The 15,367-nt window shown below is 41.3% G+C and carries 18 protein-coding genes and 1 tRNA gene; 7 read left to right on the top strand and 12 right to left on the bottom strand.

The window, feature by feature from the left end; genetic code table 11:
* The first annotated feature begins 3 nt into the window (after window positions 1-3).
* Window positions 4-441: a Fur family transcriptional regulator gene (locus OQ267_RS18205; RefSeq protein ID WP_088301665.1), complete on the top strand. Its 438-nt coding sequence runs from the start codon at window positions 4-6 to the stop codon at window positions 439-441.
* Window positions 442-550: 109 nt separating this feature from the next.
* Window positions 551-624: transfer RNA gene (locus tag OQ267_RS18200), tRNA-Arg, on the top strand.
* 334 nt (window positions 625-958) lie between these two features.
* Here OQ267_RS18200 and OQ267_RS18195 read toward each other — a convergent pair.
* Window positions 959-1,858, bottom strand: a complete 900-nt coding sequence (locus OQ267_RS18195; protein WP_265837343.1) for an SDR family oxidoreductase — start codon at window positions 1,856-1,858, stop codon at window positions 959-961.
* A gap of 243 nt (window positions 1,859-2,101) precedes the next feature.
* Between OQ267_RS18195 and OQ267_RS18190 the strand changes: the two genes are divergently transcribed.
* From OQ267_RS18190 to OQ267_RS18175, 4 genes are all read left to right on the top strand, one after another.
* The gene (locus OQ267_RS18190) at window positions 2,102-2,293 is read left to right on the top strand and encodes a hypothetical protein (RefSeq protein WP_088301758.1); all 192 of its coding nucleotides are present in this window, start codon (window positions 2,102-2,104) and stop codon (window positions 2,291-2,293) included.
* A gap of 174 nt (window positions 2,294-2,467) precedes the next feature.
* On the top strand, window positions 2,468-2,920 hold the full coding sequence (locus OQ267_RS18185; RefSeq protein WP_265817942.1) for a ferritin-like domain-containing protein: 453 nt from the start codon (window positions 2,468-2,470) through the stop codon (window positions 2,918-2,920).
* 48 nt (window positions 2,921-2,968) lie between these two features.
* The gene (locus OQ267_RS18180) at window positions 2,969-3,235 is read left to right on the top strand and encodes a hypothetical protein (protein ID WP_265837342.1); all 267 of its coding nucleotides are present in this window, start codon (window positions 2,969-2,971) and stop codon (window positions 3,233-3,235) included.
* On the top strand, window positions 3,235-3,729 hold the full coding sequence (locus OQ267_RS18175; protein WP_265837341.1) for a 2'-5' RNA ligase family protein: 495 nt from the start codon (window positions 3,235-3,237) through the stop codon (window positions 3,727-3,729). Before OQ267_RS18180 ends, OQ267_RS18175 begins: the two co-directional genes overlap by 1 nt.
* A gap of 90 nt (window positions 3,730-3,819) precedes the next feature.
* Here the strand turns inward: OQ267_RS18175 and OQ267_RS18170 are convergent, their stop codons facing one another.
* From OQ267_RS18170 to OQ267_RS18155, 4 genes are read right to left on the bottom strand one after another with little or no spacing between them, the layout of a single operon-like run.
* Window positions 3,820-4,458: a nitroreductase family protein gene (locus tag OQ267_RS18170; protein WP_265817939.1), complete on the bottom strand. Its 639-nt coding sequence runs from the start codon at window positions 4,456-4,458 to the stop codon at window positions 3,820-3,822.
* Between the two features lie 32 nt (window positions 4,459-4,490).
* Complete coding sequence (locus OQ267_RS18165; RefSeq protein ID WP_088301763.1) at window positions 4,491-4,913, bottom strand: organic hydroperoxide resistance protein; 423 nt, start codon at window positions 4,911-4,913, stop codon at window positions 4,491-4,493.
* 24 nt (window positions 4,914-4,937) lie between these two features.
* Window positions 4,938-6,260 (bottom strand): aldehyde dehydrogenase family protein, encoded by a 1,323-nt coding sequence (locus OQ267_RS18160; protein ID WP_265837339.1) that lies wholly within the window; start codon window positions 6,258-6,260, stop codon window positions 4,938-4,940.
* A 57-nt stretch (window positions 6,261-6,317) separates the two neighbouring features.
* Window positions 6,318-6,737, bottom strand: coding sequence for a MarR family winged helix-turn-helix transcriptional regulator (locus OQ267_RS18155; protein WP_265837338.1), 420 nt, complete (start codon window positions 6,735-6,737; stop codon window positions 6,318-6,320).
* Window positions 6,738-7,295: 558 nt separating this feature from the next.
* Between OQ267_RS18155 and OQ267_RS18150 the strand changes: the two genes are divergently transcribed.
* Entirely contained in the window at window positions 7,296-7,736 is a 441-nt protein-coding gene (locus OQ267_RS18150; protein WP_265837336.1) for an Hsp20/alpha crystallin family protein, read from the top strand.
* Window positions 7,737-7,775: 39 nt separating this feature from the next.
* On the opposite strand, the gene OQ267_RS18145 is transcribed toward OQ267_RS18150, so the two are convergent.
* Genes OQ267_RS18145 through OQ267_RS18115 form a run of 7 tightly spaced genes read right to left on the bottom strand, consistent with a single transcriptional unit; the run spans window position 7,776 to window position 15,362 of the window.
* The gene (locus OQ267_RS18145) at window positions 7,776-8,729 is read right to left on the bottom strand and encodes a phosphatase PAP2 family protein (RefSeq protein ID WP_265837335.1); all 954 of its coding nucleotides are present in this window, start codon (window positions 8,727-8,729) and stop codon (window positions 7,776-7,778) included.
* Between the two features lies 1 nt (window position 8,730).
* Window positions 8,731-9,351 (bottom strand): sterol desaturase family protein, encoded by a 621-nt coding sequence (locus OQ267_RS18140; protein ID WP_265837333.1) that lies wholly within the window; start codon window positions 9,349-9,351, stop codon window positions 8,731-8,733.
* 4 nt (window positions 9,352-9,355) lie between these two features.
* Window positions 9,356-10,639 (bottom strand): DUF4833 domain-containing protein, encoded by a 1,284-nt coding sequence (locus OQ267_RS18135; RefSeq protein WP_265837332.1) that lies wholly within the window; start codon window positions 10,637-10,639, stop codon window positions 9,356-9,358.
* Window positions 10,640-10,648: 9 nt separating this feature from the next.
* Entirely contained in the window at window positions 10,649-13,204 is a 2,556-nt protein-coding gene (locus OQ267_RS18130; protein ID WP_265837329.1) for a DUF5686 and carboxypeptidase-like regulatory domain-containing protein, read from the bottom strand.
* Window positions 13,201-13,578, bottom strand: coding sequence for a GtrA family protein (locus tag OQ267_RS18125; protein WP_265837327.1), 378 nt, complete (start codon window positions 13,576-13,578; stop codon window positions 13,201-13,203). Before OQ267_RS18125 ends, OQ267_RS18130 begins: the two co-directional genes overlap by 4 nt.
* A 3-nt stretch (window positions 13,579-13,581) precedes the next feature.
* Window positions 13,582-14,022 (bottom strand): phosphatidylglycerophosphatase A, encoded by a 441-nt coding sequence (locus OQ267_RS18120; RefSeq protein ID WP_265837326.1) that lies wholly within the window; start codon window positions 14,020-14,022, stop codon window positions 13,582-13,584.
* A gap of 14 nt (window positions 14,023-14,036) precedes the next feature.
* Window positions 14,037-15,362, bottom strand: coding sequence for an inositol-3-phosphate synthase (locus tag OQ267_RS18115; protein WP_088301772.1), 1,326 nt, complete (start codon window positions 15,360-15,362; stop codon window positions 14,037-14,039).
* Between the last annotated feature and the right edge of the window lie 5 nt (window positions 15,363-15,367).

Raw genomic sequence — 15,367 nt, 5'->3', positions numbered from 1 at the left:
ATTATGAACCAGAAGGAAACACAGCAATATGAAGATCTTTTAGTTAAAAACGGACTGAAAAGGACAGGCGCACGCTTACAGGTTTTAGATATTTTATCTCACCGTGATTCTGCCACCTCTCAGCCTTATCTGGAAAATGTGGTGGGCAAGGAAATTGACCGGGTAACCCTTTACCGGATTTTAAAAACTTTTGAAGAGAAAGGCATTATCCACCGGGTTTTAGATAATCAGGGTACGGCTAATTATGCCATCTGCTCCAATTCCTGTTCGGAACATGACCACCATGATGAGCATGTGCATTTCAACTGCAGTAAGTGTTTACAGGTTTATTGCCTGGATGAGGTGAAGATTCCGTCATTAAAAATTGAAAAAGGCTTTAAAATTGAAGATATGAATCTGGTTGTTTCGGGAATTTGCAAGGCCTGCAATAAGGCTAATTAATTCGCTATGAATTGGTTATTCCTGCGAATTTAAAATCATTGAAAATTCTTTAAAATATATTTTTGCTTTATAGATAGAACTTCTATATTTGCAGCTCATTAAAAAATGAGCCTCGGTAGCTCAGCTGGATAGAGCGTCGGTTTTCTAAACCGAGGGTCAGGGGTTCGAGTCCCTTCCGGGGTACATTTAAAGGTCTTTAGTTTGCTAAAGACCTTTTTTACTTTCAATCTATCCCTGAATTATTTTGCATTTGGCGCGCTCGTTTAAAGCCCTCCTATAATACACTTATTTTTCATAACATAAAAGTTAAGGATGAGTTTCCTCCGGTACTGCTTCGACTATCCTTCGGGAAAACGGTCTTTAAAGCACCAGACAAATACCAACAGGTTTGGCGGCACCGAAGGGCGATAAGTGCTTTTGCCCGGTGGTTGCCTGAACACGAAAAGTGATGGGCAAAAAAATAGGCCGTCACATGATAACTGATGAGACGGCCTATTTCCAGATAACTAAATTTCCACTACGGATGTCCGTTTCCGCCTGCTGCACCATAAATTTGTCCGGTGGCATAACTGGCATCGCTGTCTGCAAGTTGCACATAGATAGCGGCCAGCTCTGCCGGTTGACCCGGTCGGCCCAATGGCGTCACCTCACCGAAATTGACGATGGCATCCTGCGGCTGCCCGCCACTGGTTTGTAAGGGCGTCCACACGGGGCCGGGTGCGACACCATTCACACGAATACCTTTTGGCCCCAGTTGTTTGGCCAGTGACTTGACAAAGGCTACATTGGCGGCCTTGGTTTGGGCATAATCGAATAAATTTTCTGAAGGATCATAGGCCTGTACCGAACTGGTGGCAATAATCACTGCACCTTCTGGCAGCAGCGGCAATGCCGCTTTAGTGATCCAGAACGGGGCGTACACGTTTGTTTTCATGGTGGTATCAAAATGTTCTGTACTGATATCCAGGAGTGAATCAACAGCTTGCTGGTGCCCGGCATTGTTCACCAAAATATCTATTCCGCCTAATTTTTCCGCGGCTTCGGCCACCAGTGATTGACAGAAGGCTTCACTGGTGATATCGCCAGGAATTCCAAAACCCTTTCTGCCAGCTTTTGCTATCCATGTCAGCACTTCATCTGCATCAGATTGTTCCTGGGGTAGATAATTAATTACTACATCTGCTCCTTCTCTGGCATAGGCAATGGCTGCTGCCCGGCCTATGCCCGAATCACCACCGGTGATCAGCGCCTTGCGGCCGGCGAGCCTTCCTGAACCTTTATAACTTTCTTCACCATGATCCGGAACAGGATTCATTTTAGAAGCCAGACCGGGAACTTCCTGCGGCTGTTTTTCAAAGGGTGGTTGAGGGTATCTATTTAAGGGGTTTACCAATGGTTTTTGATCTTGATTAAGCATATTTTGTTAAATTTTTGTGACCGGTTAAACATCCGGATCGATACCTGGCCAGGCCTATCCATCCGGAAAGTATGCTGCACTCCGGCGGCTTACTTATTATTTCAACAGTAAAAATTTAACATTTGTTCAGGATAAAATGGATTTTTTGCATGCGGCGCGATTCTTTTCGGTTACATAGCCAGAAAATAGCTGCCCAATGGCGATAATGCTAAACCTTATGGTCCAGAATATTGTTTATTTGATATGGATAAGATTAGAAAAGACGATGGTCGTGATGATGCTAAAGTAGATCTTAACGATCCGAATGATATTTCATATGCGGCACAGCAAGCCGGCATCAGCGCTGAAAAGTATAAGGAATATGCTAAGGCAGCGGGTACGAGCGGCAGGCAAGCCATTGCCAAATATATTGAAGAACACGAAAAACAAGCTTAACGCAACAGGAAAGGTGCATGTTTTTTGCCGGCTCTTTATACCAGATCTGATCAGAAAGCAAAAATTGCATCCAATTTAAATATCCCTCCTCATATTTTATCATGCAGCTATTTATAAAATTCGCAAACTATTATGGAAGAGATCAGTTTCTCCTATAACTATAAATTATAAAAAATGGAAAATAATCAAGAAATCATCAGTGACCTTAAAGGCCTGGTATCGATTATAAATGATGGAAAAGAAGGATACGAATCTGCTGCTGAAACAACGGAAAGTGCAGATTTAAAGGCCATCTTTCTTCAGTTTGCTGCCGAACGTAAGGCTTATGAACTGGAACTTAAGGCGCACCTGGCCGCACACGGCGGATCTTCAGATAATGATGAGGGTGGTATTTTAGGTGCGATCCACAGAACCTGGATCGACATTAAGGAAGCCTTGAGCAGCAAAGAAGATGTGGCTGTTTTAGGCGCAGTTGAAACCGGTGAAAAAGCAGCCATTGAAAAATATGATGCTTTGATCGGGCATCCGGAAACACATGCCGATCATATCGGTTTATTAACCAGGCAACGAGACGGCATCCAGAAAGCATTATCCGAAATCTCCTTTTTAAAAACATCAAGAGCGTAAATATTAGCCCTGCCCTACATGCAGGGCTTTTTATGGCATCCTGAAATTATGGAAAAATACAAGATAAAACACGAAGCAGACCAGCACACCTATGAATTTGAAGTGGCTCAGTATCCTTTCCGCGATGGGGAAACCTGTAAGTATACCGTGTTTTATGAAGGCAACATGGTCGCTTCATTCGAGCCCGATAGCTGTCATGTACTTCATATCTGTAAAAATGATTCAGGTTTTGATGAAAAGCTGCTTGGTTTGCTGGCTGATGAAATGGAATACCGCCATCCGGATCTTCTTCCTGATCAGGGAGAAAATGAATAATGGCAGGTGTATGCATTTTAACCCTGCAATTAGATGCTGAAAGTCAGGCATTTTTTAACCGGGAACGCAAAAAGCATTTTCCACCGGCGATTAATTACCTGGATGCACACCTTACACTTTTTCATCAATTACCTGATGAAAATAGTACCATTGGAAAAATTACTGAATTGAAAGGTTCAGCTTTTGAGCTGGAGATCACTAAGCCGATGCATTTGGGCAACGGCGTTGCCTATGAAATTAACAGCGATGAAATTATGCGGCTGCATCAGTATCTTGCTGATCTGTTTAAGGCTGATTTGATTCCGCAGGACAGGCAAAAATTCAGGCCACACATCACCATTCAGAATAAGGTTCAACCTGCAGCGGCCAGGGCCTTACTTTCTGATATTCAGCATCACTTTGTACCTTTTACTGCGGTGGCAACCGGTCTCGACCTCTGGAAGTACCTGGGCGGACCGTGGCAGCATATTCAAAGCTTTCCTTTTACAGGTTAAATCTGAACCGGATCAGACCGGTTTATTAACGAATGTGCAGTTTAAATACCAATTGGAGGGAAAAATAAAAATTCCCTCCAATAAAAATAACTAACGGTACTCGATGACAAATTCTGATTTCGGATTTCGTACTTTCTTCATTCCGGCTAACCAATCGCCTTCCTGGTCACGATAACCTAGGTACAACAGTGTGACACTGCGCAATCCTTTTTCCTTTAAGCCTAATACTTCATCTACCAATGCACTGTCGAAACCTTCAGCAGGTGTACTGTCTACCCGCAATTCAGCAGCCATCGCAATTGACATGGCAAAACCAATATAGGATTGATGTGCTGTATGGATGAAGTTTTTTTCAGCTGCTTCATCATTTAAATAAATGCCTTTGATCTTGTCTGTATAACTGGAAAACCTTCCGCGCGGCAATCCCCTTTCATCTGTGGTACGGTCATAGATGGCATCGATACGTTCTTCGGTATAATTATCCCATGCGGCAAATACTAAAACATGAGAACAATCCACCATCACTTCAGGGTTTAAAGCATTATGGCTTAGTTTTTCTTTCAGTTCCTGGTTGGATACCACCAAAACCCTGAACTGTTGCAGTCCTGAGGAAGTTGGTGCCAATCTGGCGGCTTCCACAATCTTATCTATATTTTCTTCGCTTACTTTTTTCGACGGATCGTATTTTTTAGCGGCATATCTCCACTGTAATGATTCTAATAATCCCATTTTTATTGGTTTTAATTTATTAATGATTCTGATTAATGATTGGTAACTGAAATGCTTACTTCAATGTTTCCGCGTGTAGCATTAGAATACGGACAGATCTGATGTGCTTTATCTGCTAAAGCCTGCGCTTCTTCCATACTTACCTGCGGGATGTTTACGGCTAACTTAACTGCCAGGCCAAAACCACCGTTTTCGATCTGGCCAATGCTTACTTCTGCCTTCACGCTGGTTTCCCCCGTAGCTACTTTACCTTGTTTGATGATTAAATTCAATGCACTATCAAAACACGCCGCATAACCCCCGGCAAATAATTGTTCCGGATTGGTATAATTATCGTCTGCACCGCCCAGTGCTTTTGGCATGCGCACCTCAACGTCTAAAATACCATTATCGCTTTTAATGTGTCCGTTACGGCCACCTGTTGCAGTTGCTTCTGCTGTATATAAAACTTTCATTTTGAATATAAAATTGTTGTGAATTTATTTTTTTATCTGTAAAACAGCCCTTAAGTGGCTGAAGGTTTCAAAGCTGAATTTGCCATGATATTTGCCGAAACCAGATGCACCTACGCCACCAAATGGAAGAAAGTGCGAACCTACATGAATGAGTGTGCTGTTGATTTCTGCATCTCCGCTGGAGGTACGGTTCAGGACATCGTCTGCAAAGGCCTGATTTTCTGAAAAAACATATAGGGCAAGTGGCTTGGGCCTGCCGTTAATTTCATTTAATGCCTCATCAATGTTGGAATAGCTGAGAAAAGGCAGAATCGGACCAAATATTTCCTGTTGCATCACCGCATCTTCCCAATTGACATCATCCATCAGGGTGGCTTCAAAATATCGGCTTTCCAGCGCATAGCCACCACCATAAACCAATTTTTCGGGAGCGGCGGCGATATAACCGGCCAGATTTTCCACCTGTTTCCGGGAAACAATTTTCCCGATTTTTCCTAAGCTTTGGTCCTGATAAGTTTCTTTCAGATAGGATTTGATTTTGGAGATCAAAGCTCCTTTCACCTCTTCATGTACATAAACATAATCTGGCGCAACGCAGGTTTGTCCGCAATTGGCCCACTTCCCTGTCGAAATCCGTTTAGCGGCCAGATCAAGGTCTGCATCCCGGTGAACAATGCAAGGCGATTTCCCGCCCAGTTCAAGGGTTAACGGAATCAGTTGTTTTGCCGCTGCAGCCATAATGATTTTTCCCACATTTGCACTTCCGGTAAAGAAAATGTAATCAAAAGGGAAAGTTAAAAGCAGTGTATTTTCTTCGATTCCACCCTGTACCACCGCTACATATTCCGGCTGAAAAGCTTCTGCAATCATCGAGGCTATGACTTTTGATACGGTTGGTGTGTTTTCTGAGGGCTTAAGGATAACCGTATTACCGGTCATCAATGCACCAATTAGCGGACTAAACGTTAACTGCACCGGATAATTGAAGGGGCCAATAATATACGTTACGCCAAATGGCTGGCGGGTAAGTTTACTGACTACATTTTCACCGCCGGGACGGGGCTTTGAAGGTACTTCAACCGGCTGTGCCCATTCTTCAATATTTGCAATACAATAATCCAGTTCATCCAATACCAGCTGCACCTCTGCATATTCTGCTTCCTTCCTGTTTTTGCCCAGGTCTTCCATCAAGGCATCACAAATGGCATCGGTATGTTTTACAAAAACTGCCCTGAACTGTTTAAGCTGTTCTATCCTGAAGCTTACAGATTGTGTTTTACGGGTGGCAAAAAAACTCTTCTGGTTTTGAAATATGCTGTTAATCTGTTGCTGATCTGTTAATGTCATTTCTATTATTTAATGATTATGAAGGTAAATAAATGCTTTGCCTGCTATCCCACGGGCCTATCTTTTCATCGCTTTATTTACGATTTTCTTTAACTGGATAAGCTCATCTATTGAAAGGCCTAATGTCTCCACCAATTTACCCGGAATGCAGCTGGCCTTTTCTTTCATTTTTTCGCCTGCATCCGTCAGTGAGATGATCACCATGCGCTCATCAATCTGGCTTCTTTTTCTCATCAGCATTCCTTTTAGCTCCATTCTTTTAAGTAATGGGGTAAGCGTACCGCTGTCCAGATAAAGTTTTTCACCCAGCTGATTAACTGTTTGCTGTTTTTCCGCCCATAAGATTAACATCACCAGATATTGTGGATAGGTTAAATCCATTTCCTCCAGAAAAGGCCTGTAGAGATTTGTCAGTTCCCTGGAAAAGGCATATAGCGGAAAGCAAATTTGATTTTCTAATTTTAAGAGGTCTTTCATTATTGATCGTTACGATGCAAATATATATTGTACACAATACAATTGTGTATTATTTGTGTAAATTTGATTTTAATGTTTTACATCGGGGCTTGCTTTGACCTCGCTGTTGGCATATGAATCGATTCCGGTAAAAGGTCTATCCTATTCTATCTTAATCGTTACATGGCGATTTTGTATTTAAATATCAGTATATTGTGTCAGGCAGTTCAGCCTGAAAGATAAATGATGACAATCTTTCCCTTTCGGATGAAAGTAATAGTGAGTAAAAAAAATCCTTTCTGAATAATTCAACAGAAAGGATTTTTTTTTAGATCAGGTTCGCCGTGATCATAGCAGATGCCTATAGGACTTATTGACAACTTTCAGAAGCTGAAAATTTTACAGTTACTTTCTGAAAAAATTGCAGCAAAAATGAAATTTTTTCAGTCATTCAGGCTTTAATTACTCAAAAAGTCCATTGGCACAGCACTTGATTAACCCCTGATGTGCTAGCAGGTATAGCAGCACTACCATTAATTGATTTATAGTCCATTTAAACATTAAAAGGAGGAAAAAACGATGACATTGGTTAAATTTAATCCAGAGAAAAAGAACAATGTATTAATGCCAGGCTTTAATGACATGTTCGAATCAATTTTGGAAGACACATTTTTTTCAGGACGCCGCACCAACAACCTGCCATCTGTAAACATTGCAGATACTCCTGATGCCTACCAGATTGAACTGGCCGCACCAGGACTTAAAAAGGAAGATTTTAAGGTAAGCGTGGAAAGAGACATGTTAACCATTTCTACTGAAAAAAGTGCAGAAACTGAACATCACGAAAAATCCTACACCAGAAAGGAATTCAATTATTCAGCATTCACCAGGGCATTTACCTTGCCTGATAGTGCCGATATTGAAAGGATTCAGGCCAATTATGCGGACGGGATTCTGAAACTCACCCTTCCGAAAAAAGAAGAAGCTAAAGCCGTTTCAAGGCAAATAGAAATTCAGTAATTAGAGATGCCGCGAAAGCGGCATTTTTGTTATTACAAATTACTGAACAGCCAGATTGCTGATTTTGTTAATGAACTGCCTGGTATAGTCTTTAAAACGGGTATATTTTACTAAATAATTGAAACTGAGGATGGCTACAACGGCACAAATCATCCCCCCAAAAACATCCAATACATAATGATGGCTGTTGTATACTGCTGCAAACCAGATGCCCATAACCAAAATGAAAAAGAAAATATTGATGGCACCCAACTTGTTTTTCAGGGCATAATAAAGTACTATCAAAGGATAAGACGAATGTAGGGAGGGCATGGCCGCAAAAACATTTGAACCTTTGCTGTATATCCCCTGAAACAGGTGGATATTAAAAAAATGATCAAAACGGGAAAGACCGGCAGTGTTTCCGGCAGTATGGGAAATAAACTGAAAGCCATGTTCCTGTACATACCATGGCGGTGCAGCCGGGAAAGCGTAATAAACCACGAAACCCAATAGATTTACCCATAAAAAGGTAAGGGAGAAATACACAAACTGCTTCCGGTTTTTAAAAAACAAATAGGTGGCAAAGGCCAGCGGGACCGGAACCCACATCAGATAAAAAAGGCCGGTAAGCACATCCAGAAAGGAACTGGTATTTAGTTTCCAGTACTCATTCGGCGTGAGCTCTTGTCCATGAAAATGAATGCCGAAAAGTTTTTTTTCCAGGTGGTATAAATCTGCGATATGAACCGTATTGAAAATATAATTCGGAAAGGCTTTCATATAATCGAAAATAATCCAATAGACCACGAAGATGGAAAAGCCAAGAATAAACTTCCTTGTTCCTGCAGAGATGTAAAACAGTGAATTAAAAATCAATATCAGGATGAGCTGATCTGCTTTAAAACCCACCAGCACAACCGATAGTAACAGGTAAGCCAGAGAAATCAGTGTGGTGGTATAAATTGTTTTAACCGTGAAAAACGAATTTGCCCGGGCGATATCATCCTGCATCTTATTTTTTGTTGAAATTAGATTGGAAAATATTATCCCAGAATGTCCAGCTTACACCATAACCTTTGGTTGCATCTGAATAATGGTGAAGCATGTGATGCTGTTTAAGCCTTTTCCAAAAGCCACTTTTAAAGTTGGCATGGTGTAAAGCATAATGCACCATGTCATAGAACAGGTAACCCAATATGAAACCCGAAAAAAACGGATACACCCTGGTATCCGGTAATACCCAATCGAAAAGAAAATAGAATCCAAGTGCCATGGGTATACTTGCCGAAGGTGGCATCACCAGTCTGTTGGCATCGTTGGGGTAATCATGGTGCACACCATGGAAAATAAAGTGAATTTTTTTACCCCATTCGGCTTCAGGTTCAAAGTGAAATACGAAACGGTGCAAAACATATTCAGTAATGGTCCAGATGGCCAAACCAGCTAAAAACCAGCCGGCGAAAATGATTACCGGCATATTTACTTCCCGGAAGGATCTGTAAAACAGGTAAGCAATTACCGGAACATATACAATTAGCGGCACATAATACTTTACCTTCGAAAGGCTTTCCATAAAATCGCTTTTAAACATCCGGATGGATGCCGGCGAATTTGAAACAAAATTCTTTTTCATCATGCTAAATTTTAATCCGCTCTGTTAATGCTTTTGAAGGGTTATTTGCATCCAAACCTTTAATTTCCACATATTTTACATTAGGCAGCCAGAAAGATCCGCCTTCTATTCTGAGGAAAATTCTTTCGATTTGAACTTTCTTATTATTTACGGTTACAAAAACATGGTATTTTTTATCGGCGGCTGATTTATTCAGGTACATCGGCAGGTTTTTATGTGAGACAAAGCGAAGTTCAAACTGATCTTTCCCGAGGCTCTTGGTCTGTATGCCGTATGCAAATTTCCGCTGGATATATCCCAGTTCCTTTTTTTCGCCCTGGTCTCCATAGCGCATCCAGAACACATTTACCGGATTTTGATCCACCACTTCTCCGTTTTTATCTACATTTAACTGGCAGATAATGGTGTTGGTATTGGGGTCGCGTTGCAGGTAAAACAACTGATTGCTGATATTCTTCGGTACAGGAAAGCTAAGAGGCGAAGGGTTTTGTGCTGTTGCAGGTAAAACACCCGCACCAATTAGAACCAGTGAAAAGGTAAGGCCAATAATCATTGCAGCTTTGTGGCTGCTTTTCTTTTCAGCCAGTTCCTGTGCTTCCAATCCTTTTTTGGCTTCCTGCAACCGCTTAATCGCCGTGATATTGGTTAGAAGGGCCATCATGGTAATGGGAATGGTGAAAACCGACATGGTTTCGAAAACATGAAAAGATATGCCCGGAACATAGATCTTATAAGCTCCACCAATAAAATGGCCGGTGATACCGCAGGCGATGGCAAAAACACCAATGGTAACCACCCGCTCCGGCCGCTGCATTAAACCACCTTGGCATGCTATCCCTAATCCTTCTGCCCTGGCCCTGGTATAACTCACCATCATAGAGCCAATTAAGGCAATAAAGGCAAAAAGAGAGCTCAGAAAATAGTGATGTGATACCAGGTAATAACAGATGCCGAGGAACATAATCATTTCACTGTAACGGTCCAATACTGAATCATATAATGCACCGAATTTTGAACTCATGTTTCCCAGTCGGGCTACCTGGCCATCAAGCATATCAAACAAACCCGCAAAAAGCACCAGGGCGCCGCCCCAGCCCACATATGACATGTCGCCGCGATTGGATTTTTCGGCACCCACCACGAAAATAACCGCAACCCCGATATTTAAAACTAAACCGATAGTGGTTACCGCATTGGGCGTTAATCCTATTTTAATTAATCCCCTCACAAAAGGATTAATGACTTTATAAATGCCCAGTTGTAAACTGTCTCTTAAGTTTGCTTTCATAATCAATTTTTAGAAATCGAATTTTACCCTTGCCCTGATGCCCCATTCTGATACCTCCGGATGATTAAGGTAATTGAATCGCTTGACCAGATCAACCCGTAGTAATTTAAAGATATTCCCTACCCCTACGCTGCCTTCCATATAAGGATCATGGCCAAGGGCATAGGTACGTTTAGAGCCATCTTCATAATCAGGCAAACGATATAATCCCGGAGTTAAAGCCGGATTATTTTCATCACGTAAACCACCATACAAAGCTTTAAATGAAAACACTTCCCTTAATTTTAATTTTTTAAGTAAAGGGATCTTATTAAAGAAAAAGCCATTGAAATTGTGATCGATATTTATGCTCACGTAATGATCGCTGACAAACTCCAGGAAGTTCATCAGGTTATATGAATTGAGCTGGTAAGCATAGGTTTGATTGGCACGGTGAATATCCAATAGTGGAAAAGGAACTTTTCCGGCAATGTAGCCGCCTTCAAAAGTAACATCACTATAGCCCAGCTGAGAAAGGTAAAATCTTTTATCAATACTGCCCATCATGTTATGGTAATTATATTCGCCCCCCAGCACACCTTTTAAACCTGCAGTATACCTTAAATTGAAAACCGGATAACGGTCTGCGATGGGGATTCGGTAGATCTTTCCCTGGTAAAATTTCTCATTGGGTGCATAACGCAGTTGTACCGATACTTCGCTGGTGGTTAAGCGATTAACGAGTTGGTTTGCGTCATTTTGATAAAACAATCCGCCGGCAGGTGTCTGACTCCATTTCTTCAGTCCTAAAGTGTAAGAAAAATGATTTTCAAACTCTTTCACATAATCTACCCGGTAAAAATCGTTGTAAAGCAACATGTCATTTACACCCCGTTTAAAGGATAGCAAAAAGTTATCTTCCTGTACAAACTGAAGTTCCTGGCCGGGAATTTTGGTGTCTCTCTGAAAACTGGCCCTGATGTAATGTTGTGGAAACTCATAAATGGATTTATTATTGATGGAATAGGTACCGGAAAGAAAGAATTTCCATTTTTCATCCTTAAACCCATAAGCCGCATAATTTTCGAAATAGTATCGTTTACTTAATTCAGGAGTGGTTCTTCCGCCTAAACGCAAGCGAAGCCCTTCAACATTATTAAAACTGTAAAAGGTATTTACCGGTCCGATTTCATAAGGCCCCAGGTTCTGGTATCCTGCAAAAAGCAGCGTGACAATTTTCATGGTACGCTTAAACGATGGCAGGTTTTGAAGCGTGTCAATATTCTTATAAATTTTTAACTGGCTGGCAGATATGGTATCCAGCCTGTTTTGCTTCCAGTATAAATCATTCTTTTTCGCCGCATCAGCCAGAACGACTTTATTTTTTCCCTGAAAGATCGTATCTGGTAAGGTGGTGTCAAACTGATAATTTTTATAGGTAACCGTGCGCTCACCTGTAAAACCTATGCCCTTGCCTTTTCCCAGTCCAAAATCAGACAGCAAATTACTTTTAGAGAGGTTATATTTTCCTAAGGCATTTGGTTCGAAGTTTAAGTCGATTTTCATTGCCCTGACAAAATTCAGGTTGATATTTTTATTTACCCCTAACGTTGCACCTGTAATGGCATAATGACCATCATTGGTTACGTAAAGCTTGCCCTCAAACAGCATGTCGCCTGTATTTCTTGGTGTAAAGGATAGCTCAATCATTTGCGGCTTCTGGTTCTTTAATGTATCGGTAATAAAGAACTTGTAAAAATTGGGGGAACCATTTGCAATCGGACTCAAAAAATCGTTGCTCATCACAGAGATATTATTCTGATAGATATCAATGTCCTGATACATCCGGTCAAAGTAGGTTTTCATCCCTTTATTGTCAATGTAGCGGTTATCAAACTCCACCTGTTTCTGTGCTTTCACCACTGTTTTTGATTTCTGCGGATCTTTACTCAGGTATTGGTCAGATAAACTTTCCTGGATGTAGATCGGTAACAGGTTTTTACCGCCTATCAAAGTGGAATCCTGTTCCTGAAATAAGAACTGGTAATTGCGGAACATTTTCTTGTTCTTAAACTTCTCTGAAACATTGCTAACCGAGAACAGCATTTTCTCATATTGCTGGTAAGCTACAGTTTGATAACTTTTAATTCTGTTTTCATCCTTATGTGCAATCACCTGGCGGATCAATTCAACCGCTGGATTATCTTTATTGCGATACCTTACTTTTTTCCCGCCCACAACCATTACCTCATCCAGCGAATTGGCACTGGGCGATAAAACCACATTAATGGTCTGATTGAGGGAAGGTGTTATATTTTTAGTTAATATACTGTAACCTACATAATTAAAACTCAAGGCAGATTGTGGCAGATTGGAACTGATGGTGAAATTTCCATTGAGATCGGTTTGTGTGCCGATTTTGGTATCTTTAAAAAAAACTGATACATAAGGTAAAGTTTCTTTGGTACCGGCATCACGAACAGTCCCCGAAACCGTAGTAGATTGCGCAAGAACATTTACTATACCCAATATATTTAATATTGAAAATAAGCAGATAAAGAATGGAATACTAAACTGACGTTTCATTTAACAGAAAAAATAAACTGTTTTTGCATGATATAATTGTAGCTGATACCAACCGTAACTGATACGAGCAATTTAGAGAGCATGTAATTGAGGTGATAAAAATGTGTAAGCAGATAAACGCCTGAGGTAAGCAATGCTAAATTCCCTGTCCATACGATGATATATTTGACTACCTGCCACCTTAATGCTTTGGCATGTGCCTGAAATACCCAGTTTCTATTGATGTAGAAATTGATCACACCACCAGTAAGGGTTCCGGTAATACTTCCGGCCAGGTACCATAAACCAAAAAGCTTTACTGCAGCCAGGGTAACTAAAAAATCTGCTGCAGAGGCCATTAGCGATGAAGCCTGGGCTTTAAAAAACCGGAGCATCACTTATAGTATTTTAAAAATGATCACCAGCTGCAGGATCACATTGGCATAAACACCGGCAAGTACATCATCAGCCATTACGCCCAAACCACCAGGCAGTTCTTCCATCTTTCTGATATACAAGGGCTTCAGGATATCAAAAAAGCGAAAGAGAACTAATCCTAAAAGCGTATATTCCCATCTTACCGGAACACAGAGTAAAGTAATGCACATTCCCGCCACTTCATCTATCACCACGCGCTGATGGTCTTTGCCCCAAACTTCTTCTACCACATCCGCACTTCGAATGCCCTGAAGTGTGATCAATATCGTGATCAGGATGGCATTAAGTCCAGGGTATTGGTAACCAGCCTGGAAAAAGTACCAGCAAAGGCAAGTGGCTATGGCCGCATAGGTGCCGGCACCCTTCCCAATGTACCCGATTCCCAGGCTGGTTGATATCATTTTATGAATAAGCACTATACCGTTTCTATAACTTCTTCTTCATAATCCTGCCCCAGGTGCGTAATTAAGTCTTCACCCATGATGTAGCGCAAGGTATTCTGCAGTTTCATTAACTGTTTGAAAATGTCATTTTCTGCCGGTACACCTGGAATGGTTTGAGGTGATTTCAGGTAGAATGATAGCCATTCCTGAACGCCAGACATATTTGCCCTCTTCGCCAGATCGATAAATAAAGCCAAATCCAGTACAATTGGTGCAGCCAGGATAGAATCACGACATAAAAAGTTAATCTTAATCTGCATTTTGTAACCTAACCAGCCGAAAATGTCAATATTGTCCCAGCTCTCTTTGTTATCGCCATGGGGCGGATAGTAATTGATTCTGATTTTGTGGTACATATCACCATATAAATCCGGATTAACCTCTGGTTTGAAAATATCTTCCAGTACGCCCAGTTTAGAAACTTCTTTGGTTTTAAAGTTATCCGGATCATCCAGTACCAAACCATCGCGGTTACCTAAAATGTTATCAGAGAACCAACCGTTTACCCCTAATGAACGTGCGGCTAAACCCGGTGCCAGAATGGTTTTCATTAAAGTCTGACCGGTTTTAAAATCCTTACCCGCAATCGGTGTATGGGTTTCTTTAGCCAGTTCAATTAATGCCGGGATATCTACGGTTAAGTTGGGTGCTCCATTTGCGAAAGGGATACCCAATTTCAGTGCAGCATAAGCATAAATCATACTAGGCGCAATTAACGGATCATTATCGATCAATCCTTGCTCAAATGCAGCAAGCGATTCATGAACAGCAGATGGTTCAAAATAAATTTCAGTAGATCCGCACCATACCAGAACAATCCGGTCACAGTTATTGGTGGCCTTAAAGTTTTTGATGTCTTGCATCACTTCCTGGGCCAGTTCATATCTGGTTGCAGCGTCTTTAACATAAGTACCTGTTAAATTTTTCACATAGTTATGATCGAATGCGGCACGCATTGGCTTGATGGCCTGCAATTCTTCACGAACATCACGCAACAGGTTTGCATCTAAAACCCTTGCATTTAGTGCCGCTTCATAAACATTATCCTCATATACGTCCCAGCCACCGAAAACCAGGTTTTCGAGATTGGCCAAAGGCACAAAATCTTTAATTTTTGGTTCTTTTTTTTCCGTTCTTTTACCAATTCTGATGGTTCCCATTTGGGTTAAAGAACCAATTGGTTTAGACAAGCCCTTCTTAATGGCCGCTACCCCCGCAATCATGGTGGTTGCAACTGCACCGAGCCCTGGCATTAATATGCCAAGCTTGCCATCAGCTGATTTTACATCTTCTTTCATTCTAT

It is taken from the genome of Pedobacter sp. MR22-3 (assembly GCF_026240075.1).
In the GTDB taxonomy this organism is placed as follows: domain Bacteria; phylum Bacteroidota; class Bacteroidia; order Sphingobacteriales; family Sphingobacteriaceae; genus Pedobacter.
Note: the sequence above shows the minus strand (reverse complement) of the source record. Positions and strands in the feature narration are given on the sequence as shown.